The sequence below is a fragment of the Mesorhizobium sp. J18 genome, from assembly GCF_007829525.1.
Lineage (GTDB): Bacteria > Pseudomonadota > Alphaproteobacteria > Rhizobiales > Rhizobiaceae > VLJP01.
The window spans coordinates 6,867-29,306 of record NZ_VLJP01000038.1 but is presented as its reverse complement, the minus strand read 5'-3'; the positions used below and the strand labels follow the sequence as shown (position 1 = coordinate 29,306).

General features: G+C 61.3%; 22 protein-coding genes. 13 read left to right on the top strand and 9 right to left on the bottom strand.

Annotated elements, in window-relative coordinates; translation table 11 throughout:
* Nucleotides 1-426, top strand: a 426-nt coding sequence (locus L598_RS14475) for an acyl-CoA dehydrogenase family protein (protein ID WP_281407398.1), incomplete at its 5' end; no start/stop codon positions are given.
* A 55-nt stretch (nt 427-481) separates the two neighbouring features.
* Here the strand turns inward: L598_RS14475 and L598_RS14470 are convergent.
* A complete protein-coding gene (locus L598_RS14470) occupies nt 482-844 on the bottom strand; it encodes an SPW repeat protein (RefSeq protein WP_144863597.1) in 363 nt (120 codons plus the stop codon).
* A gap of 214 nt (nt 845-1,058) precedes the next feature.
* Between L598_RS14470 and L598_RS14465 the strand changes: the two genes are divergently transcribed.
* Together L598_RS14465 and tdh are read left to right on the top strand one after the other, a co-directional pair.
* Nucleotides 1,059-2,246, top strand: a complete 1,188-nt coding sequence (locus L598_RS14465) for a glycine C-acetyltransferase (RefSeq protein ID WP_144863595.1) — start codon at nt 1,059-1,061, stop codon at nt 2,244-2,246.
* A gap of 45 nt (nt 2,247-2,291) precedes the next feature.
* Nucleotides 2,292-3,326 carry an L-threonine 3-dehydrogenase gene (gene tdh / locus L598_RS14460; protein WP_144863593.1) on the top strand — a complete coding sequence of 345 codons (1,035 nt, stop codon included), beginning with the start codon at nt 2,292-2,294 and terminating at the stop codon, nt 3,324-3,326.
* 309 nt (nt 3,327-3,635) lie between these two features.
* On the opposite strand, the gene L598_RS14455 is transcribed toward tdh, so the two are convergent.
* On the bottom strand, nt 3,636-4,079 hold the full coding sequence (locus tag L598_RS14455) for a MarR family transcriptional regulator (RefSeq protein ID WP_144863591.1): 444 nt from the start codon (nt 4,077-4,079) through the stop codon (nt 3,636-3,638).
* 78 nt (nt 4,080-4,157) lie between these two features.
* On the opposite strand from L598_RS14455, the gene hmgA reads away from it, so the two are divergent.
* The 6 genes from hmgA to L598_RS14425 all read left to right on the top strand — a co-directional run bounded on the left by hmgA (nt 4,158) and on the right by L598_RS14425 (nt 10,773).
* A complete protein-coding gene (hmgA, locus tag L598_RS14450; protein ID WP_144863589.1) occupies nt 4,158-5,471 on the top strand; it encodes a homogentisate 1,2-dioxygenase in 1,314 nt (437 codons plus the stop codon).
* Nucleotides 5,472-5,693: 222 nt separating this feature from the next.
* Nucleotides 5,694-6,713, top strand: coding sequence for a fumarylacetoacetate hydrolase family protein (locus tag L598_RS14445; protein WP_144863587.1), 1,020 nt, complete (start codon nt 5,694-5,696; stop codon nt 6,711-6,713).
* Nucleotides 6,713-7,663, top strand: coding sequence for an MBL fold metallo-hydrolase (locus L598_RS14440; RefSeq protein WP_144863585.1), 951 nt, complete (start codon nt 6,713-6,715; stop codon nt 7,661-7,663). The genes L598_RS14445 and L598_RS14440 overlap by 1 nt, the downstream gene beginning before the upstream one ends.
* A 64-nt stretch (nt 7,664-7,727) precedes the next feature.
* Nucleotides 7,728-9,353, top strand: coding sequence for an FAD-dependent oxidoreductase (locus L598_RS14435; protein ID WP_144863583.1), 1,626 nt, complete (start codon nt 7,728-7,730; stop codon nt 9,351-9,353).
* A complete protein-coding gene (locus L598_RS14430; protein ID WP_144863581.1) occupies nt 9,350-9,556 on the top strand; it encodes a DUF2783 domain-containing protein in 207 nt (68 codons plus the stop codon). Before L598_RS14435 ends, L598_RS14430 begins: the two co-directional genes overlap by 4 nt.
* The gene (locus L598_RS14425; protein WP_144863579.1) at nt 9,556-10,773 is read left to right on the top strand and encodes a hydantoinase/carbamoylase family amidase; all 1,218 of its coding nucleotides are present in this window, start codon (nt 9,556-9,558) and stop codon (nt 10,771-10,773) included. The genes L598_RS14430 and L598_RS14425 overlap by 1 nt, the downstream gene beginning before the upstream one ends.
* Nucleotides 10,774-10,857: 84 nt before the next feature.
* Here L598_RS14425 and hppD read toward each other — a convergent pair whose 3' ends face one another.
* Complete coding sequence (gene hppD / locus L598_RS14420) at nt 10,858-11,973, bottom strand: 4-hydroxyphenylpyruvate dioxygenase (protein ID WP_144863577.1); 1,116 nt, start codon at nt 11,971-11,973, stop codon at nt 10,858-10,860.
* A gap of 131 nt (nt 11,974-12,104) precedes the next feature.
* On the opposite strand from hppD, the gene L598_RS14415 reads away from it, so the two are divergent.
* From L598_RS14415 to L598_RS14400, 4 genes are all read left to right on the top strand, one after another.
* Nucleotides 12,105-12,572: an Lrp/AsnC family transcriptional regulator gene (locus tag L598_RS14415; protein WP_144863575.1), complete on the top strand. Its 468-nt coding sequence runs from the start codon at nt 12,105-12,107 to the stop codon at nt 12,570-12,572.
* 136 nt (nt 12,573-12,708) lie between these two features.
* Nucleotides 12,709-13,758: a TRAP transporter substrate-binding protein gene (locus L598_RS14410; protein ID WP_144863573.1), complete on the top strand. Its 1,050-nt coding sequence runs from the start codon at nt 12,709-12,711 to the stop codon at nt 13,756-13,758.
* A 172-nt stretch (nt 13,759-13,930) separates the two neighbouring features.
* Entirely contained in the window at nt 13,931-14,461 is a 531-nt protein-coding gene (locus L598_RS14405; RefSeq protein ID WP_144863571.1) for a TRAP transporter small permease, read from the top strand.
* Nucleotides 14,458-15,780, top strand: coding sequence for a TRAP transporter large permease (locus L598_RS14400; protein WP_144863569.1), 1,323 nt, complete (start codon nt 14,458-14,460; stop codon nt 15,778-15,780). The genes L598_RS14405 and L598_RS14400 overlap by 4 nt, the downstream gene beginning before the upstream one ends.
* 33 nt (nt 15,781-15,813) lie before the next feature.
* Here the strand turns inward: L598_RS14400 and L598_RS14395 are convergent, their stop codons facing one another.
* The 6 genes from L598_RS14395 to L598_RS14370 all read right to left on the bottom strand — a co-directional run.
* Nucleotides 15,814-16,152, bottom strand: a complete 339-nt coding sequence (locus L598_RS14395; protein ID WP_144863566.1) for a TIGR01244 family sulfur transferase — start codon at nt 16,150-16,152, stop codon at nt 15,814-15,816.
* A gap of 98 nt (nt 16,153-16,250) precedes the next feature.
* Nucleotides 16,251-17,399 carry an acyl-CoA dehydrogenase gene (locus L598_RS14390; protein ID WP_144863564.1) on the bottom strand — a complete coding sequence of 383 codons (1,149 nt, stop codon included), beginning with the start codon at nt 17,397-17,399 and terminating at the stop codon, nt 16,251-16,253.
* Nucleotides 17,400-17,457: 58 nt separating this feature from the next.
* Nucleotides 17,458-18,660, bottom strand: a complete 1,203-nt coding sequence (pimC, locus tag L598_RS14385; protein WP_144863563.1) for a pimeloyl-CoA dehydrogenase large subunit — start codon at nt 18,658-18,660, stop codon at nt 17,458-17,460.
* 47 nt (nt 18,661-18,707) lie between these two features.
* Nucleotides 18,708-20,807 carry a 3-hydroxyacyl-CoA dehydrogenase NAD-binding domain-containing protein gene (locus L598_RS14380; RefSeq protein WP_144863561.1) on the bottom strand — a complete coding sequence of 700 codons (2,100 nt, stop codon included), beginning with the start codon at nt 20,805-20,807 and terminating at the stop codon, nt 18,708-18,710.
* A gap of 55 nt (nt 20,808-20,862) precedes the next feature.
* Entirely contained in the window at nt 20,863-21,657 is a 795-nt protein-coding gene (gene pcaD / locus L598_RS14375; protein WP_144863559.1) for a 3-oxoadipate enol-lactonase, read from the bottom strand.
* Between the two features lie 91 nt (nt 21,658-21,748).
* On the bottom strand, nt 21,749-22,440 hold a 692-nt coding region (locus L598_RS14370; protein ID WP_144863598.1), incomplete at its 5' end, for a 3-keto-5-aminohexanoate cleavage protein.

The window sequence follows — 22,440 nt, the reverse complement described above, 5'->3', positions numbered from 1 at the left end:
TACGGCATCTCCTGGGGCGCCATGGGGGCGGCGGAGGACTGCTGGTTCCGCGCCCGGCAATACGGGCTCGATCGCAAGCAGTTCGGCAAGCCTTTGGCCGGCACCCAGCTTTTCCAGAAGAAGCTTGCCGACATGCAGACCGAGATCGCGCTCGGGCTGCAGGGGAGCCTACGCGTCGGGCGTCTGATGGATGAGGGCAAGTTTGCCCCTGAGATGATCTCGATCGTCAAGCGCAACAATTGCGGCAAGGCGCTGGAGATTGCGCGGGCCGCCCGCGACATGCATGGCGGCAACGGCATCCAGATCGAATATCATGTGATGCGCCATGCGCAGAACCTGGAGACGGTCAACACCTATGAGGGCACGCACGATGTCCACGCCCTCATCCTGGGCCGCGCCCAGACAGGGCTGCAGGCGTTCTTCTGATACTGCCATCGAGCCCGCCACGCCGGTGGCGGGCTCTCTTTCCGGCTGCCACCGTTCACGCGTGAGCGTGGGGAGCGTTCCGATGCCCCCATACCGCCCAGGCCGATATCACCGCGGCCAGGACGCCGATGACGACATGGGTCCACATGGCGTTCGTATTGGCGGCAAAACCGAGCAGCCAGGGAGAAACGATCAACCATAGCCCCGCGACAAGGTTTATCCATTCCTCCCATTCGGCGAAGACCGACAGGGCGGCGATCGCCAATGCGCCCAGAATGACGGCAACTATCCAGGCGTTCCATGCCGCCGTGGCAATGCCGACAAATCCGAGCACCCAAGGAGAAATGAACAGGCAGACCGCGAGGACCAGATTGAACCAGTCTTGTGGCTTTCTGTCCTCAACCATAGAGCCAGGCATGACAACCTCCACTTGTGAAGCTTGACCAGAACTCTACCTTGCGCGCATAGCACGCACCTATCGAAGTAATTTCGCTTTGCCGAACTTCAAGTGGTAGCGCCGGAACATAAAATGCGGGAGAAATAACACGCCTGCGAACCGGGTGGGCCATATGCCTCAAACCGGCGTCAGCGGAAATTGCAAAACAATCTGCGGAAAACAGACGAGCAGACCCATGAGTGCAAAATTTCTCGCCCATCTCGATGCTGAGCTAGACGGGCTGAAATCCGCCGGGCTCTACAAATCCGAGCGGGTCATATCCTCGATGCAGTCGGCCGAGATCGAGGTGGGCGGGCGCAAGGTGCTCAATTTCTGCGCCAACAACTATCTCGGCCTTGCCGACAGCGAGGAGTTGCGGGATGCGGCGAAGGCTGCGCTCGACCGTTACGGTTACGGCATGGCATCGGTGCGCTTCATCTGCGGCACGCAGGAAGAGCACAAGCAACTCGAAGCGAAGATATCCGCATTCCTCGGTATGGAGGACACGATCCTCTATTCTTCCTGTTTCGATGCCAATGCAGGGCTTTTCGAGACCCTGCTTGGCGAGGAAGACGCCATCATTTCCGATGCCCTCAACCACGCGTCGATCATCGATGGGGTCAGGCTTTCCAAGGCCCGCCGCTACCGCTACGCCAACAACGACATGGGCGAACTGGAGGCCCGGCTGAAGGAAGCCGCCGACGCACGCTTCCGCCTGATCGCCACTGACGGAGTTTTCTCCATGGACGGCATCATCGCCAATCTGAAGGGCATATGTGATCTGGCGGAAAAATATGACGCGATGGTCATGGTGGATGACAGCCACGCCATCGGTTTCGTGGGCGCACATGGCCGCGGCACGCCGGAATATTGCGGCGTCGAGGGCAGGGTGGACATCGTCACCGGCACGCTTGGCAAGGCGCTCGGCGGCGCCTCCGGCGGCTATACGAGCGGGCGCGGCCAGGTCGTGGACTGGCTGCGCCAACGCTCGCGCCCTTATCTTTTCTCCAATACACTGATGCCGGCGATCGCAGGCGCTTCGTTGAAGGTCTTCGACATGCTGGAGAGGGGCGACGAATTGCGCGCGAAGCTCTACCGCAATGCCGAACGTTTCCGTGCCGGCATGAGCAAGATGGGTTTCCGGCTGGCCGGAGCGGACCACCCCATAATCCCGGTCATGATCGGGGACGCGGCGCTCGCCGGCGAGATGGCTGGAAGGATGCTGGATCACGGCATTTATGTCATCGGCTTCTCCTTTCCTGTCGTGCCGAAAGGCCAGGCGCGCATCCGCACCCAGATGTCGGCCGCTCATTCGGACGAGGACATCGACCGGGCTGTCGAGGTGTTCGGGATCGTCGGGAAGGAACTGGGGGTGGTCGAATGAGCACGACGTTCATCCTCCCTACAAGGGGAGGGTAAGGAGCCGCCCATGTCCAACATGATGAAAGCGCTGGTGAAGGCGAAGGCCGAGCCCGGCCTTTGGATGGAGCGCGTCCCGGTGCCGGAGATCGGGCCCAATGACGTCCTGATCAAGGTGAAGAAGACCGCCATCTGCGGCACCGACGTCCATATCTGGAACTGGGACGAGTGGGCGCAGAAAACCGTTCCCGTGCCGCTCGTCACCGGCCACGAATTTGTCGGCACTGTCGCGGATGTTGGCGCGGCTGTCAGCGAATACAAGGTCGGCCAGCGCGTTTCCGGCGAAGGGCATATCGTCTGCGGCCACTGCCGCAACTGTCGGGCCGGCAGGGGACATCTGTGCCGCAACACGCTTGGCGTCGGCGTGCAAAGATCGGGTGCTTTCGCCGAATTTATCGCCCTGCCGCAGCATAATGTCGTAGCGATACCCGACGACGTGCCGGACGAGATCGCGACGATCTTCGATCCCTTGGGCAACGCTGTCCATACTGCGTTGTCGTTCGATCTCGTGGGCGAGGACGTGTTGGTCACCGGTGCCGGTCCGATCGGCATCATGGGCGCGCTGGTGGCGCAATGCGTCGGCGCACGCAAGGTCGTCATCACCGACATCAATCCGACCCGCCTCGATCTTGCTCGAAAGCTGGGCGTGCATCACGTCGTCGATGCCTCGAAGGAGAAGCTGCAGGATGTCATGCGCGAGGAAGGCATGACCGAAGGCTTCGATGTCGGCCTCGAAATGTCCGGCTCGGCCAACGCCTTCCGCGACATGATCGACGCCATGAACAATGGCGGCAAGATCGCCATCCTCGGCATCGCGCCCACCGGTTTCGAGATCGATTGGAACAAGGTCATCTTCAAGATGCTGCACCTGAAGGGCATCTATGGTCGCGAGATGTTCGAGACCTGGTACAAGATGATAGCGCTGGTGCAGGGACCGCTGGATGTTTCCGGCCTGATCACGCATCGCATCGCAGCAGACGATTTCAAGACCGGCTTCGCCGAGATGCGCGGCGGCCGCGCCGGCAAGGTCGTGATGGACTGGTAGGCTAGACGCCGCGATCTACCACGCGACGAACTCCTGCATTTCGCGCGGCGGAGGAGAGCTTGGGATCGAGGGTGGCGAATGGCAGAGAAAACCGAATCGCAGGTTCAAGATAGGCAGCGTCAAAGATCGTAAGTCCATGCTCCCGAGCGGCATGTACAAGCGCGTTGGGGTCAGGCGGCTCGCGGTCTATCGTAATGGGAAGGCGAAGGGCGGTTTCGCCGTATTCCATATTGATGCGCCTGAACGGTCCTCATAGATGGATCCTGACTGATCATTCTGACCAGTCGGCAGGTCATCTGTGATTCTACGTCAATCTGCCGCCAACGCGGCTTCCAGCGCCAGCAGGTCTTTCAGCAGCCTCTTGCCCTGGCCGTCCTTCATCCGTTCGAGCAGATTTTGCTCGAAGGCTTTTGCCAGCGGCACCATCTCCTGATAGGCGGCCAGCCCCGCCCTGGTGAGGGTCAGATGCTCCAGGCGGCGGTCTTTCTCATCCGTCTTGCGTACGAGCCAGCGTCGCCGCTCCAATTCCGCGACCGCTCGCGAGACCTTGGTCTTGTGCATCGCCGACTGTTCGCCAAGGGCGGTCGCCGTCATTGTGCCGTGCTGGCCGAGTCCGGCCAATGTACGCCATTCCGGGCGGGTGAGGCCGAAGCGGTCCTTGTAGATTCTGGAGAATTCCCGGCTCACCTCATCGGCAAGGTGATAGAGCCGATAGGGAAGAAAAGTTTCCAGTTCGAGAATTTCGTATTCCATGAGCGGTCAGGCATTGATGGTTACATTCTGGATGGTTACAGATGTAACCAAGTCTGGTCAATTCGTGAGGAGGCGATGATGACGTTTCAGTACATGCCTGGCTTCGGTAATGATTTCGAGACGGAAAGCCTGCCGGGTGCACTCCCGCAAGGGCAGAATTCGCCGCAGCGCTGCGCGTACGGGCTTTATGCCGAACAGCTTTCCGGCTCGCCCTTCACCGCGCCGCGCGGCACCAACGAGCGCTCCTGGCTTTACCGCATCCGCCCGAGCGTGCGCCATACGGGGCGCTTCACGCCTACGCGCTTCGAGAACTGGAAAACGGCGCCCAACCAGGACGAACACGAACTCCCGATCGGCCAGCTGCGCTGGAACCCGACCGCCATCCCCAACGAGGAAACGGATTTCCTCTCCGGCATTCGCACCATGACCACCGCAGGCGACGCCAATGGCCAGTCGGGCATGGCTGCGCATGTTTATGTCGCAAACAAGTCCATGGTGGACGATCACTTCTTCAATGCCGATGGAGAGCTTCTGATCGTGGCCCAGGAAGGCGGTATCCGCGTCGTTACCGAAATGGGCGTCATGGAGGTCACGCCCGGCGAGATATGCATCATTCCGCGCGGTATGATCTTCAAGGTCGAACTGATGGACGGACCGGTTCGCGGTTATATCTGCGAAAATTACGGTGCCAAGTTCACCCTGCCGGATCGTGGGCCGATCGGCGCCAACTGTCTCGCCAACCCGCGCGACTTCAAGACGCCGGTCGCCTGGTTCGAGGAGAAGGAGACGCCCTGCCGTCTTTTTGTGAAATGGTGCGGGCGCTTCTATGTTACAGAACTCGATCATTCGCCGCTCGATGTGGTCGCATGGCACGGCAATTACGCGCCCTACAAATACGATCTATCTACCTTTTCACCGGTCGGCGCGATCCTGTTCGATCATCCCGATCCGTCGATCTTCACGGTGCTGACCGCGCCGAGCGGCGAGGAGGGCACGGCCAATGTCGATTTCGTGATTTTCCCGCCGCGCTGGATGGTGGCCGAGCATACCTTCCGTCCACCCTGGTACCACCGCAACATCATGAGCGAGTTCATGGGCCTGATCCGTGGCCAGTACGACGCCAAGGAGGAGGGCTTCGTGCCCGGCGGCATAAGCTTGCACAACATGATGCTGCCGCACGGACCCGATGCCATGGGCTATGAAAAGGCGACGCGCGCTGAATTGAAGCCGGTCAAGCTCGACAACACCATGGCCTTCATGTTCGAGACGCGCTTTCCTCAGCACCTGACGCGCTATGCTGCCGAGACCGAGACGCGGCAGGACAATTATATCGACTGCTGGAAGGATCTGAAGAAGCGCTTCAACGGCACGCCGGAGGGCGACTGGAACTGACACATCCAACGTCATCCCGGGCGGAGCCGCGCAGGGGTGGAGGCCCGGGATCCATTCCGGAGCACTGGCAAGTTGAAGCTAGTCTCTGGTACCACGGAATGGATCCCGGCTCGCATTCGCTTCGCTCACTTGGCCGGGATGACGGCGATGCGTGACGCCCTTCGTTCCAACGTTGTGGCGGACACCTACAAACAGACGATGACGTTCGGGAGAGGAAACAACTTGAAACTGGCCACACTGAAGAATGGGACGCGAGACGGCAGGCTGGTCCTCGTCTCCCGCGACCTGACACGCTATACCGATGCCTCGTTTCTGGCCCCGACGCTGCAGGCGGCGCTCGACGATTGGGCGCGCATCGCGCCGCATCTGGCGGCCCTGGCCGAAAGTCTGGAGCATAGCTCCGTGCCGGCGGAGCGCTTTCACGAGCACGAGGCCATGTCGCCGCTCCCGCGTGCCTATCAATGGGCCGACGGCTCGGCCTATGTGAACCATGTCGAGCTGGTCCGTAAGGCGCGCGGCGCGGAACTGCCGGAAAGCTTCTGGAGCGATCCCCTGATGTATCAGGGCGGCTCCGATTCCTTTCTCGGCCCGCGCGACCCGATCGTGATGGCGGACGAAGCCTGGGGCATCGATATGGAAGGCGAGGTCGCCGTCATCGTCGACGATGTGTCGGCGGGGGCCTCCGTCGAGGAAGCGCGCGATGCCATCCGGCTGATCATGCTGGTCAACGACGTCTCGCTGCGCGGGCTGATCCCCGCGGAACTCGCCAAGGGCTTCGGCTTCTTCCAGTCCAAGCCCTCATCGGCCTTCTCGCCGGTCGCCGTCACTCCCGACGAGCTGGGCGACGCCTGGGACGGCGGCAAGATTCATCTGCCGCTTTGCGTCGACCTCAACGGCAAGCCCTTCGGCCGCGCCAATGCAGGTATCGACATGACTTTCGACCTGCCGACGCTCGTCGCCCATGCGGCCAAGACGCGACCGCTCTGCGCCGGCTCGATCATCGGCTCCGGCACGGTCTCCAACAAGCTTGACGGCGGACCCGGCAAGCCGGTGGCGGAAGGCGGTGCAGGCTACTCCTGCATCGCCGAGATACGCATGATCGAGACTATCAAGTCCGGCAAGCCAGAGACGCCTTTCATGCGTTTCGGCGACGTGGTTCGCATCGAGATGAAGGACAAGGCAGGCCATTCGATCTTCGGCGCGATCGAGCAAACGGTACAGAAATACGAGAAAGGCGCGTAATGGCTAAGCAATTCGCATCGACCGGCGACATGGCCGAAAAGAAGGTCTCCTTCACCGAGATTGGACGTGATCTCTGGGCGTTCACCGCCGAGGGTGATCCGAATACCGGTGTGATCATAGGCGACGATTCCGTCATGATCGTCGATGCACAGGCTACGCCCCGGCTCGCCAACAAGGTGATCGAGAAGATCAGATCGGTAACCGACAAGCCGATCAAATATGTCGTTCTTTCCCATTACCACGCCGTGCGTGTGTTGGGTGCCTCCGCTTATGGAGCCTCGGAGATCATCATGTCGGAAAGGTCTCGCGCGCAAGTCGTCGAACGCGGACAGGAGGACTGGGATTCGGAATTTGGCCGTTTCCCGCGCCTTTTCCAGGGGCACGAATCCATTCCCGGCCTCACCTGGCCGACCCTCACCTTCAACGACCGGGCCACCTTCTATCTCGGCAAGCGCCGTGTGGACCTCATGTTCCTCGGTCGCGCCCATACGGCCGGCGACATCGTCGCCTTCGTGCCGGACGAGAATGTCATGTTCACCGGTGACATCGTGGAATATCATTCGGCTTGCTATTGCGGCGATGGGCACTTTGCCGATTGGCCAACGACGCTGGAGAAGATCCGTGCTTTCGGTCTGGACGCGATAGCGCCCGGCCGTGGTGACGCGCTGGTCGGTCAGGCCAAGGTCAACGAGGCGCTCGATCTGACGAAGGATTTTGTGCTCTCCACCTACCGACCGGTAGCAAAGGTCGCTCAGGGCGGCGGTTCGCTGAAGGAGGCATGGGATGCGTGCCGTGCCGCCTGCGACCCGAAATTCGCCGACTACGCGATCTACGAGCACTGCCTGCCCTTCAACGTCGCGCGCGCCTATGACGAGGCGTTGGGCATCGATAATCCGCGCATCTGGACTGCCGAGCGCGACAAGGCGATGTGGGAGCAGTTGCAGGGTTGAGGCGTGCATAGGAGGAGCGCGTGGAACTGAATTGGCGTCGATTTGCCGGTGAGCGCTGCGCTTGATGCCGCGCTATGTTTATAAGCCATTCGGTTATCGACGGCTGCCGGAATTCGGTGGCAAGGGCGGCGCGCGCTGTCCCGTCGCCATCGTCGGCGCCGGGCCGGTGGGGCTGGCCGCGGCGATTGATCTTGCGCTTCACGGCGTCCGAACCGTTGTGCTGGACGACAATGATGTCGTCTCGATCGGCAGCCGCGCCATTTGCTGGTCGAAGCGCACGCTGGAGATCTTCGACCGGCTGGGTGTCGGCGAGCGCATGGTGGAAAAAGGCGTGACCTGGAAGGTCGGCCGGCTGTTCCATCGCGACCGTGAAGTCTGGAGCTTCGATCTCCTGCCTGAGCTCGGCCACAAGATGCCGGCCTTCGTCAACCTGCAGCAATATTACGTCGAGCAATATCTGGCCGAGCGCGCCGCCGACTTTCCCGACCTGATCGACCTGCGATGGAAGAACAAGGTGATCGGGATAGAGCCGCTAGACGATCATGTGCGCATCGGCATCGAAACGCCGGACGGACCTTACGGACTGGAAGCCTCCTGGCTCATTGCCTGCGATGGAGCGCGTTCGCCGGTGCGCGGCATGCTCGGGCTGGAATTCCAGGGCCGCGTCTTCGAGGAACGTTTCCTGATCGCCGATGTGGAAATGCAGGCGGATTTCCCGTCCGAACGATGGTTCTGGTTCGAGCCGCCTTTCCACTCGGGGCAGTCGGCGCTGCTGCACAAGCAGCCGGACAATATCTACCGCATCGACCTGCAGCTCGGGTCCGATGCAGATCCGGAAGAGGAGAAGAAGCCGGAGAACGTTATTCCGCGCATTGAGAAGGTGATCGGTCATCGCGATTTCGAACTGGATTGGGTGTCGGTCTATGCTTTCCAGTGCCGCAGGCTCGAAAAATTCGTGCATGGCCGCATCGTTTTTGCTGGTGACAGCGCTCATATTGTCTCGCCATTCGGCGCGCGCGGGGGCAATGGCGGCATTCAGGACGTCGACAATCTCGTCTGGAAGCTCGCAATGGTGCTGAAGGACAGCGCGCCGGAAAGCCTTATTGCTACCTATGAAGAGGAACGCATCCACGGCGCCGACGAGAATATCCTGAATTCCGCCCGTGCGACCTCCTTCATGACGCCGAAGACCGAGATGGAACGGATTTTCCGCGACAGCGTGCTTGCACTGGCAGTTGAGCACGAATTCGCGCGCAGGCTGGTCAATTCGGGGCGATTGTCGAGGCCTTGCTCGCTCGCCGGCAAATCGCTTCAGACGCCCTGTGACGAGGATGATACGGTCACGCCAGGAGAGCCGATGACGGATGCGCCGCTTGAAGATGGCGAGGGTCGTTCGCGTTGGCTTCTCAACGCGGTGGGCGGCGATTTCGCCCTGCTTTGCGTTGGCGCTGAACCGCCTCAGGAACTGCCCTCCGGCCTGCGCGCGATCGCTGTTGCGACCGCCTCTCACCGGCTGGTGACAGGTGATCTTCAGTTCGTTGACACGACCGGTGCGGTCGCCAAGCGCTATGGCGACGGCACGACCTATCTCGTGCGGCCGGATCAGCACATAGCAGCGAGCTTTCGTGCGCCGAGCTCGGCCGCCGTCAAGACGGCGCTGGAACGTGCGACAGGGAGGACATCGGAATGAGTGATGACGCTGATATCGGCCGCGACCGCCTCGGCGCTCATGGTGACGATTTCTATACCCAACTCATGACCGCCCATGAGGGGCTGAGCCTGGAGGAAAGCACCAGGCTGAACGCCAGGCTGGTGCTGATCCTGGCGAATCTTGTCGGGGACCTGGACAAGCTGGAGAAGGCTTTGACCACAGCCCGCAAGGGCGCATCCTGATGCAGGCAGGGCGGCCTATCCCGGTCAACCCGGCAAGGATGCTGGCCGAACTCGATGAACTGCGCACGATCGGTGCGGTTGGCAAGGGCGTCAGCCGTCTGGCTTTCAGCGGAGCTGATATTGCGGCGCGTATCTGGCTTGCCGGACGAATGCGTGCGGCGGGACTGGAGGCAGTGGTCGATCCCTGGGGCAATCTCTTCGGCCTGCCGCCGGGCGAAGGCCCTTGTCTTCTGATCGGATCACATAGCGACACTCAGCCGCTTGGCGGCTGGCTGGACGGCATCTATGGCGTGGCCTGCGGGCTGGAAATTGCCAGGGCGGCGCGTGAAGCTGGCGGACCTCGGATCGCGGTCGTCTCGTTTCAGGACGAGGAAGGGCGCTTCGGCGGATTGACGGGAAGCGCGGTCTGGGCGGGTGCAATGGAGCCGGAAGAGGCCGACCGGCTGAGCGATGCCGAAGGCATCACCTTGGCTGAGGCGCGCCAGCGCGCGCAAGAAATCGCCGATATCGGCGAGGTGTCGCCCGCGCAATTTGCGGCCTATCTGGAGCCCCATATCGAACAGGGCCCGGTGCTCGATAGGGCAGGCGAGACGCTCGGTGTTGTGGAAGCCATTGCCGGCGTACGATCGCTCACGCTCACCTTTTCCGGCGAGGCCAATCACGCCGGCACCACACCGATGCACCTGCGGCGCGACGCGGTCCGCGGCCTCTACAATTTTGCGGCAGCGCTCGACACGGCTTTCGCCCCGCTGGTGACGGACCGGACCGTCTGGACCCTCGGCCGGATCGCGGTGGATCCGAACGCACCCTCGATCGTGCCGGGCACGGCTTCGGTTTCGGTGCAGATCCGCGATCCCGAGACCGCCCGCCTGGACCGCTTGATGGCCGAAGCCATGGGCGTTGCCGAGCACACCGCCCTGGCGCTGGAGCTCGATCTGTCGGTCAGTCAGGGGTTTTCTGCCGATCCCGTTCCCATGGATCCGCGCATGACCGAGGCGCTTGCAGAGGCTGCCGGCGGTATCGCTCCCGGTCGCTGGCGTCGCATGTCCTCCGGTGCGCTGCACGACGCGACGCATGTATCGCGCGTGCTGCCCACGGCCATGCTCTTCGTACCTTCCATCGGCGGCATCAGCCACAATCCCGACGAGGACACGAAGCGGGCCGATCTGGAGATCGGGCTGCTCGCCTTGACGGAGGCAATCCCGCACCTCCCGTGATTGACCGGCCGGCCAGCATATTGCCTGCAGGCCAGCCGGCTTCGCGCCGGTTTCGGCGACCGTCGCGCTTCCTCCCTCCGGAAACTACTCAGAAGCCTCGTTCGGCTTGAGCACGCCACGGCGGATCTGGTCTTCTTCGATGGATTCGAACAGGGCACGGAAATTGCCCTCGCCAAAGCCTTCGTCGCCCTTCCTCTGGATGAACTCGAAGAAGATCGGCCCGATGACGGTCCTGGAGAAGATCTGCAGCAGGATCTTGGTCATGCCGCCGTCCACCACCCCTTCGCCGTCGATCAGAATGCCGTGCTTTTTCATGCGATCGATCGGCTCGTCATGGCCGTTCACGCGCTTGTAGGACATCTCGTAATAGGTGTCCGGCGGGCCGGGCATGAATTTTAGCCCGTTTTCGGCAAGCCGGTCGGTCGCGTCATAGATGGCGTCCGTTCCCACGGCGATATGCTGAATGCCTTCGCCCTTGTATTTCTTGAGATATTCCGCGATCTGGCTTGTGTCGTCCTTGGATTCGTTCAACGGGATACGGATCTTGCCGCAGGGCGAGGTGATGGCGCGGCTGACCAAGCCGGTGATCCTGCCGTCGATATCGAAGAAGTGGATCTGCTTGAAGCCGAACAGGTCGCGATAGAAGTCCCACCACTTGTCCATATTGCCGCGATAGACATTATGGGTTAGGTGGTCGAGGTAGTAGAAGCCGACACCTTCTGGCTTCGGGTTGCGCTCGCCGATCCAATCGAATTCCGCGTCATAGGCGGATCCCTTGTCGCCGTATTTCTCGATGAAATAGATGAGCGAGCCCCCGATGCCGACAATGGCCGGTACGTCCAGCGCCTTGTCGTCCCCCTCATAGGGGATGGCGCCTTTCGAGACGGCATGCTCGAAAGCATGCCTCGCATCGACCACCCGCCAGGCCATGGACGGTGCGCAAGGGCCATGCTGGTCGACGAATTTCATCGCATGGGAGCCAGGCTCGGCATTGACGAGATAGTTGATGTCGCCCTGGCGCCATACGGAAATCTTCTTCATCTTGTGACGCGCGACTTCAGAATAGCCCATCCTGGCGAAGAGCTCCGACAGCTTTTCCGGCTCCGGATGCGCAAATTCCACGAACTCGAAGCCGTCCGTGCCGGCCGGGTTCTCGGCGCTTATCTTTGCGGGTGGAGCATCATGCGGAAAAGGACCCATGGTCGCCTCCTTCAGCTTGGGGAGCCTGCTTGTGTCCAAATTATAGCTCCGGCAGGCCGCACAAGGCTTGCAAAGCCATGGCCGAAATGGAAATTTTATGCATGGAGCATGCAGTAGGAGGTCGATATTCAATGGCTAGAACGCATCTTGATCAGTATGACCGCAAAATACTCGCCCTTCTGCAAACGGACGCGCGGCTGACCAACAACGACCTTTCCGAGCGGGTGAACCTTTCGCCTTCCCAATGCTCCCGGCGGCGGCAGCGTCTCGAGGACGAAGGGCTGATCCGCGCCTATCGGGCGGTCCTCGACAGGGACCGGCTCGGTTTTCCTCTTGTCAATGTGATTTCGGTGACGCTCGCCACCCACAATCGGGACAATGCCCGTCGCTTCGCGGAGCTTGTGTCCAGGCTTCCCGAGGTGCAGGAAGCCTATGCATTGACCGGAGAGATGGATTATCTCATCAAGGTAGTGACGCCGGATCTGAAGTCGCTTTCGCAATTCGTCAACGATGTGCTGTTGCCGCATGAAGCGGTCCAGCACGTGAAGACGGCGATCGTTCTGGAGACCCTGAAAGAGAGCAGCGCCCTGCCGATTTAGCTGTTCTGTTACAGAATTCCCGAAGGAACACGCTTTATTGTTACATTATTATCGGTAGAGTGGCGGGGCTGGACAGTGGGAGATTGCGAAAGAGCAGGTTGATCCAGCAGTCGAATACGACATCGGGAGGAGACATATGAGAAAGATCTCATTGAGGAAAATCGGATTGGCCATGCTGGTCGCTTCGGCGGCCTGGTTCGCTGCTGCCGCAACGTCCGCGGCGCAGGAGGTGACACTGCGGTTGCATCAGTTTCTGCCCGCGCAGGCCAATGTGCCGAAGCTGGTCCTCGATCCCTGGGCCGACAAGATCGAACAGGAATCCGGCGGCCGCATCAAGATCGAGCGCTATCCGGCCATGCAGCTTGGCGGAACGCCGCCGCAGCTCATCGACCAGGTGACGGACGGCACGGTCGACATAGTGTGGACCTTGCCCGGCTCGACGCCCGGACGCTTCCCTAGCACCGAAGTCTTCGAGCTTCCCTTCATGATGACCAATGCCGAGGCGACCTCGCGAGCCTATTGGGACCTCTTCGAGAAGCACATGAAGGATACCGAATTCCAGGACGTCCACATAATCGGCACCTGGGTGCATGGTCCGGGTCTCATCCATTCCACGTCGCCGGTAGAGAAACTGGAGGACCTGCAGGGCCAGAAGGTGCGCGCGCCGACGCGTATCATCAACGCACTGCTCGGCCAGTTGGGCGCCACGCCGGTCGGCATGCCGGTACCGGCGATCACCGAGGCCCTTTCCAAAGGGGTCATCGACGGATGCGTGATTCCCTGGGAGGTGACGACGGCGCTTAAGGTACCGGAACTTGTCAGCAACCATACCGAATTCGGCGGCGATCACGCGCTTTATACGACCACCTTCGTGCTCGCCATGAACAAGGCGAAATACGAAAGCCTGCCTGATGACCTGAAAAAGGTCATCGACGACAATTCCGGCCAAGAATTCGGTGCCTTTGCCGGGCGTACCCAGGCGGGCGCCGACGAGCCGAGCAAGAAGATTGCCGTCGACAGGGGCAACAATATTGTCACCCTCGATGAGGCGGAGGTTGAGCGCTGGAAGGACGCCGCTCAGCCGGTAATCGACAATTGGGTCGAGGAGATGAACGGCAGGGGGCTCGACGGCGACGCATTGCTCAAGGAAGCTCGCGAGCTGATCGCAAAATACACCAATCAATAGGAGCCGGCGCCATGGGAAGGTGGGCGCTATGCCCGCCTTCTTCCCTTATGGTACTGGCTCGAGAGTCGAAGAGACGGCATAATCAAACGCTTTTGTTGCTCTTGATTTCGACGACGTTCATAAGAGTCACGAAACTTCCCGCAGGGAACAGGGGAGTGGGAGGATCAGGATCATGAAAAGGTCGGCGGCCATTGAATGGCTGGCCCGTGCTCTGGCTATCATCGGCGGCCTCGTGCTGATAGCCATAACGATTCTAACTGTCGTCAGCATCACGGGACGCGCCTTCGCCCGTCAGGGCCTCGGCCCGATACCGGGCGATTTCGAACTCGTCCAGGTGTTAACGGCCTTCGCGGTATTCGCCTTCCTTCCCTGGTGTCAGGTGTCGCGAGGACATGCCTCGGTCGATGTCTTCACCAGTTTTCTTTCCGACAGGGCGAACCGGATTATTGATCTTGTCTCCGAGTTGCTGATGACCGGCATGATCGTGCTGATCGCCTGGCGGCTTTGCTACGGCATGCTGGACAAGATCCGCTACCATGAGACGACCTTCATCCTGCAGTTTCCGGTCTGGTGGGGCTATGCGGCCTCACTCGTTGCCGCCGTCCTGGCGGTGATCGTCTCCTTTTATATGCTGGCGGTGCGCATTCACGAAGTGGCGACGGGGCAATCGGCGTTCAGAGCCACACATGGGGGAATGGTTTGAGCAATCTCGAACTCGGGCTTTATTCGTTCCCCGTTCTTCTCCTTCTGATTTTCCTGCGCATTCCCATCGGTCTTGCGATGCTGGCCTGCGGGCTGGGCGGACTTTATCTCATCATGGGATCGGCCGCGCCGATCCTGGCGAAGCTGAAGGGCGAAACCTATACGACCTTCTCCAGCTATTCGCTTTCGATCATCCCGCTTTTTCTGCTGATGGGTCAGTTCGCCTCGCTTGGCGGCATGTCGCAATCGCTCTTCAAGGCAGCGAACGCATGGCTCGGACACAGGCGAGGCGGCGTCGCAATGGCCGCAATCGGGGCCTGCGCGGGCTTCGGCGCGATCTGCGGTTCTTCTTTGGCAACGGCGGCGACCATGGCGCAGGTCGCGCTGCCTGAGCTGCGGCGATACGGCTATTCCGGAGGTCTCGCGACGGGAACTCTCGCGGCGGGCGGGACGCTCGGCATCCTGATCCCGCCCTCGGTTGTCCTGATCATCTACGCCATCCTTGCGGAACAGAATATCGCCAAGCTTTTCGTAGCAGCCTTCGTACCAGGCATATTGGCCACCATCGGCTACATGATCGCGATCTCAATCTATGTTCGGATGTATCCGGATTCGGCAGGCAGCAGCAAACGCCATTCATATGGCGAGAGGTTCAGGGCACTGCTGGAAGTATGGCCCGTATTGCTGGTTTTCCTGGCCGTTGTCGGCGGCATCTATCTCGGCTGGTTCACGCCGACCGAGGCGGCGGCAATCGGCGCGGCCGGAACGGGCCTGATCGCGCTCGTCAATGGGGGACTCACGCGCAAGACCTTCGTCGATTCGATTCTGCTTACGGCTTCGGCGACCGCGATGATCTTCTTCATCGTTTTCGGCGCCAGCATCTATAACAGCTTCCTGGCATTGTCGCAGATGCCGAACGTCGCCGCCTCCTTCATTACCGAAAGCGGCTTCAATCCGTGGCTGGTTCTGGTTGGCATCCTGATCTTCTACCTCATCCTGGGATGCTTCATGGATTCGCTGTCCATGATCCTGCTGACCATCCCGATCTTCTTCCCGATCGTCAGCGGACTTGATTTCGGGCTGGGCGCAGAGGAGTTCGCAATCTGGTTTGGTATCCTGGTGCTGATCGTCGTGGAGGTGGGGCTGATCACACCGCCCGTGGGCATGAACCTTTTCGTCATCAATTCCATGGCGAAGGACACGCCGATCTTGCAGACTTATCGCGGCGTGACCCCTTTCGTCATCAGCGACATCGTGCGCACCATCATCCTCGTGCTGTTCCCGTTCATTACGCTTTTCATGGTGCGCTGGCTGTATTGAGCCGGCGCTGTTTCGACCGGAGACATGGAAACTTCAGCGGCCCGAGGCCTTGATCATGCCATAAAGGTTGGCGCAGCGCGTGCCGGAGCGGCAATAGGCAAGCACAGGTGTCGGGAGTTCGTTGAGCGCATCGGCCATAGCGGAGACATTCTCCGGTGTGATCGCGCCGCTGACGACCGGAATGAAGCGGAACTCGAGGCCGGCTTCTTCCGCCGCAGCGCGGATCGCATCCACTTTCGGCTGGTCCGGCTGCTCGTCGTCGGGGCGGTTGCAGATCAGGCTCCGGAAGCCGGACTGCTTGATCGTGGCGATATCGTCGACAGTGATCTGCGGTGCTACCGAATAGTCTTCAGTGATCTGACGGATTTCCATCTGCTTCCCTTTCTGTTCTGCAGCGCATGAGGATGCGGCTGCATTCATTCGGGGAATGCACATGCCAGTTTCGCCCGCCGGCGGCAATCCTTTCCGGCCTAAAGATCCGTCAGTCCGCCTGCCTCGGCCAGCGCGCGAAGATGATGGTCGCTGTCGCCGAAAGTAATGTCGATCATCGTCATGCGTTTGAAGAAATGGCCGATGTCATATTCCATCGTCATGCCGACGCCGCCGTGAAGCTGGATCGCCATTTCGCCCACCAGCCTGCCGGCGCGGCCGATTTCCGCCTTTGCCGCATGCATGGCGCGGGCGCGCTCGTCGGCATCTTCCGCATCCGCCATCATGGTGGCATACATGGCCATGGAGCGTGCCTGCTCAGTGGCCACAAACATGTCGACTGCCTTGTGCTGCAGCACCTGGAAAGCGCCGATCGGCACGCCGAACTGCTTGCGCACCTTCAGATAGTCCACCGTCAGCTTGTGCATCGCGGACATGACGCCGATGGATTCAGCCGCCAGCGCCGCGATTCCTTGATCGGCCACCCGGCGCACCAGCGGCAACGCATTATCCGCCTCGCCGACCACTGCCTCCGGCCCGACGCGCACATTGTCCAATGTCAGTTCGGCTGCCCGCTGGCCATCCTGGTTCCGATAGCCGTGCAGACCGATGCCGCTGGCCCTGGGATCGATCAGGAAGAGGGTGACACCTTTTTTATCGCGCGCTGCGCCCGCGGTCCGGGCCGTAACAAAGATGCGGTCCGCGCTGTCGCCGTGCAGTACCACGCTCTTGGCGCCGTTCAGCACATAGCCGTGGCCGTCCTTGCGGGCGACGGTCTCGACATGGGTCAGGTCGTAGCGGGAGTTGCGCTCGGTATGGGCGAAGGCAAGCTTCAGCGAGCCGTCCATGATCTGCGGCACGAGTGTGGTGCGCAATTCATCGCCGGCGCCGAGGCGCAGGAATCCCCCGCCGATCACCACAGTGGGGAAATAAGGTTCCAGCGCCAGCACGCGACCGAGCGATTCCATGACGATCATGGTTTCGACCGGGCCGCCGCCTATGCCGCCATCGGCTTCCGCGAAGGGCAGGGCCATCAATCCCATCTCGGCATAGCGGGACCACATTTCGGCGCTCCAGCCCTCGGCCGATGCCATGTAGCCCCGGCGTGCCTCGAAGCTGTAGCGGTCGGCAAGCAGACGGTCGAGCGAGTCTTTCAGGATCGATTGTTCTTCCGTTAGGTCGAAATCCATGTGCGTTCCCCAACGTGCTCTGTCGCCGTTTCAGACATACGCCCGACCGGAAACTGGCTCACAGCCCCAGCACCGCCTTGGCAATGATATTCTTCTGGATCTCGTTCGAGCCACCATAGATCGAGACCTTGCGATAGTTAAAATAGCCGGGCGCGGCATGAGCGGCGTAGTCCGGCCCGACCGGCGGCTCGTTGGAGCCTTCATCCGTCTCGGACTGATAGGGCATGGCATACGGACCCATTACCCGCATCAGGAGATGAGTGGTGGCCTGCTGGATCTCCGAGCCCTTGATCTTCAGGACGGAGGAAGCGGGATCGGGCTTGCCGCTGTTGCCGCGCTTGGCATCGGCCGCGACCACGCGAAGCTGGGTGATCGCAAGTGCCTTCAGGTCGATCTCGATGGAAGCAAGCTTCTCGCGGAAGCGCGGATCATCGAGCAGAGGCCGTCCGCCCGACATTTCCTTGGCGGCAAGCTCGCGGATACGCGCGACGCGCTGCTTGGAAATTCCGACACGCGCAATATTCGTCCGTTCGTTGCCGAGCAGGAATTTCGCGTAATCCCAACCCTTGTTCTCCTGGCCGACGAGATTTTCGACCGGGACCTTGACGTCCGTGAAGAAGACCTCGTTGATCTCGCGTCCGCCGTCGATGGTCACAATCGGGCGCACCTCGATGCCAGGCGTCTTCATGTCGATCAGCAGGAAGGAGATGCCTTCCTGCTTCTTGGCATTGGGGTCGGTGCGCACGAGGCAGAAGATCCAGTCGGCATATTGTGCCAGCGTCGTCCAGGTTTTCTGGCCGTTGACGATGTAGTGGTCGCCTTTGCGCACGGCGCGCGTCTTGAGAGAAGCAAGGTCCGAGCCGGCGCCCGGTTCGGAGAAGCCCTGGCACCACCAGTCGTCGAGATTGGCGATGCGCGGCAGATAGCGCTTCTTCTGTTCCTCGTTCCCGAATGTATAGATGACCGGCCCGACCATGTTGACGCCGAAGGGGAGCGGGGAAGGGGCTGGAAATTTCTGCAACTCCTCCAGGAAGATATACTGCCTCATCGGGTCCCAGCCCGTGCCGCCATATTCGACCGGCCAGTGCGGCACCGCCCAGCCCTTCTCGTTGAGGATGCGCGTCCAGCGCACGAGATCGTCCCTGCTGACCATCTCTCCGTCGATCATCTTCCGGCGGATATCCTCGGGAAGGTTTTCACGGAAAAATGCCCGTACTTCGTCTCGGAAGGCAATTTCCTCGTCGGTGAAGCGAAGGTCCATGCTGTCCTCCTTGGCCAACCGCACATAAGGGGGTGGCCGCCTTTCCTCTAGGCGACTTTCTTCGAGCCGCCGGAGAGAGTTCCCTGGCTTTCGGCCAGCTTTTTCAGGAGCGTCGCGGGCTTAAAGACATCCTTGCCGGTCTTGCCGTGCCAGTATTCCAGCCGCTCGACGATCTTGGGCAATCCCTCAAGATCGGCCCAGAACATCGGCCCGCCCTTGCCGACAGGGAAGCCGTATCCGTTGACCCAGACGATATCGATGTCGGAGGCCCGTGCGGCGATGCCTTCCTCCAGGATGCGGGCGCCCTCGTTGACCAATGGATAGAGCGTGCGCTCGATGATCTCCTGTTCGGAAATGTCGCGGCGGTTGATGCCGCGCTCGCGTGCTTTTTCCTCGATCAGCCTATCCACCTCGGGATCGGGCTGCGGATCGCGCGAGCCATTCTCGTAGAGATAGACACCCTTGCCCGTCTTCTGTCCGAAGCGGCCCATCTCGCACAGCGCATCGCCGATGACGGCCGTCTTGCCCTGCGCCTTGCGGTTGCGCCAGCCGATGTCGAGGCCGGCCAGATCCCACATGGCGAAGGGTCCCATCGGCCAGCCGAAATCGGTGAAGGCCTTGTCCACCTGCTGCGGCGTTGCGCCTTCGAGCAGCAGCGCCTCGCTTTCCTCGTTGCGCGCGCCGAGCATTCGGTTGCCCACAAAACCGTGGCACACGCCGACGACGACCGGAACCTTGCCGATCTTCTTGGCGATGGTAAGCGCCGTCGCAAGCACATCCGGCGCTGTCTTTTCTCCGCGCACGATTTCGAGAAGCCGCATCACATTGGCGGGCGAGAAGAAATGCATGCCAAGCACGTCACCCGGCCGCGACGTCGAGGCCGCGATCTCGTTGACGTCGAGATAGGAGGTATTCGAGGCAAGCACCGTGCCGGGCTTGGCGATGGCGTCGAGCTTGCCGAAGACCTCCTTCTTGATCGCCATCTCCTCGAAGACAGCCTCGATGATGATGTCGCAATCGGCCAGATCGGCATAATCCGTCGTGCCTTTCAGCCGCCCCAGGCGGGCGGCCTTCTCCTCCTCCGTGAGCGAGCCGCGCGAAACCGAAATGCCGTAATTCTTCTCGATCGTACCGAGACCGCGATCGAGTGCCTCCCGGTTCATCTCCAGGATCGTTACCGGGATGCCGCCGTTGGCGAAGGACATGGCGATGCCGCCGCCCATGGTGCCGGCGCCGATGACGCCGGCACGGCGGATGTCGCGAGGCTTTACCTCCTTGCCGACGCCTTCGACCTTTGCCGCCTCGCGCTCGGCGAAGAAGAGATGGCGCTGCGCCCGCGACTGGTCGCCGGCGACGAGCTTGAGGAAGAATTCGCGCTCCTTCTGGATTGCCGTGTCGAAATCCAGATTGACGGCGTTACGCACGGCTTCGGCGCAAGCCAGCGGCGCTTCGAGGCCGCGCACTTTCCTGGTAACTTCCTTGACGGCTGCCTCGAAGGCGGAAGGGTCTTCCCGCGCGGCCGCGATCTTGTCCTCCCGGTCGCGAACTGGCACGAATGGCCCGCCGGATTTGGCCTTCTCGCGTGCGAAGGCAACCGCATCCTGCACGAGATCGCCTTCCGCGACCTGGTCGACAAGCCCATGCTCGAATGCATCCGAAGCGCTGATCGGTGTGCCGGAGACGATCATGCGCACGGCCTTTTCCGGCCCGACGACGCGCGGCAAACGGACGGTCCCGCCGGCGCCAGGCAGGATGCCGAGCTTCACTTCGGGAAGGCCGAGCCTCGCTCCCTTGTCGGCGACGCGGAAATGGCAAGCCAATGCGAGTTCCAGCCCGCCGCCGAGCGCTGTGCCATGAATGGCAGCCACCGTCGGCTTGGCGATCTTCTCCAGTGTGGAGCAGAGATCCGGCAGGCTGGGGCTCTGCAACTGCTTCGGCGTGCCGAATTCGGTGATGTCCGCACCGGAAACGAATGTGCGGCCGGCACAGGCCACGACGATCGCCGCCACGCCTTCGTCGTCGCGCAACGTCTCCAGTGCGGCGTGCAATGGCTCGCGCAGATGAAGGCTCAGGGCATTGACGGGCGGGTTGTCGAGCAGGACGACGGCGATCTCGCCGTCGCGTTTCACGGTCACATAGTCGTTCATGGAGCCTTCCGCTTTGCTGTCATAGGGCGGTTGAATGGGGGCGCTTGGATTGCGCCTATCGGTAGTTGATGCGTTTCAGGAACCCCGCGATCAGTTCGGCCGTCTTCTCCGGTTGCTCGATGCAGGGCAGATGCCCCGCGCCGGCGACGATCTCGAATTGCGACCCCTCGATCATATCGGCAAGGCTGCGGACGAGATCGGGCGGTGTGGAGCCGTCCTGGTCTCCGACAAGGCAGAGTGCCGGTAGTTTCAGGGCGCGGGTTGATTCCGTCAGGTCGGCGTCGCGTAGCGCGGCGCATGTGCCGGCATAGCCGTCCGGCGTGGTGCGTGTCAGCATTGCCGTATAGCCGACGAAATCGGGATTGTCGGGCGAGCGATAGGCCGGGGTGAACCAGCGTTGCATGACGCTATCGGCAAGGGCCGCGATGCCCTGTTCCCCGACTGTTTTGATGCGGGTGTTCCAAAGCTCGTCATTGCCGATCTTGTGGGCGGTGTCGCACAGTACGAGTGCGGCAACCAGGTCGGGCCGGCGCGTCGCAAGCCCCTGCGCGATCATGCCGCCGACCGAAAGCCCCACAATGGCGGCTTTGCCGATGCCGAGATGGTCCAGCAGCGCGGCCAGGTCGTCCACATGGTCGGTCAGCGCGTAGGGAGCAGGTGTCGCCTCTGAAAGGCCGTGGCCGCGCTTGTCATAGAAGACCAGCCGGTAATCCTCTTGAAGGCGATCGGCCACCGCGTTCCAGATGCGGAAATCCGTGCCGAGGGAATTCGAGAATACAATGGCAGATTTGGCTGCCGGCCCGCGGACTTCGTGATGCAAAACAACGCCATTCACGCGCGCGAACGCCATGCCTGTCCTCCCTCTTGCCGCGGCATACTACCGAGTATGTTGCAAACGTGAAGGCAGGTCAATCACGCTCCACGCGCCGCGGTAGAATTCATTATAACGACCAGGAGGCGCGAAGGCGATCCGCGTCGGCGATCCCGCAGCCGAGACTCTTCAAGGTCGCAGCGGTTTGCGCCACGAGCGCCGCATTGTCGGGCGCAATCGAGCCATCAGGCAGGAGTAGATTGTTTTCGAAACCCACCCGCGCATGGCCGCCGAGCAGGGCGCCAGCAGCCACACAGGCTGTCTCCCGCCCGCCGAAAGCACAGACCATCCAATGCGCAAAACGCGGCATGCCGTCGGATATGAAAGGAATGAGGTCGGAAGGGGCGGATTGCTGTCCGGACGTGTAACGGCCAAGCACGTAAAGGACCGGCAAGTCCTCAAACGGGATAAGCCCGCGCTTCATCATGCCGGCAAGCCTTTCCGCTTCCTCGGGCGTGTAGAGGATGATCTGCGGGGCGATGCGCTCTTTCGCCAACCATTCCAGAAAGGCGGCGAATTCCGCCTCATGGCCGACATCGGGCGCCAGTTCCCGCAAGCCGAAGGAGGCGGCCTCCGGACGCACTTCGCGGACGACGGCCATCTGTTCCGCCGGACCATATATGCCGACAGCCTCTGTCGTGATCTGGATGACGAGGCGATCACCCACGGCCTTGCGGATTTTCCGCATCGCCTCGCGATAGGCATCGGCATCGAGAAGATGGCGACCGTCCTTGTCGCGCACATGCAGGTGGATCATGGCGG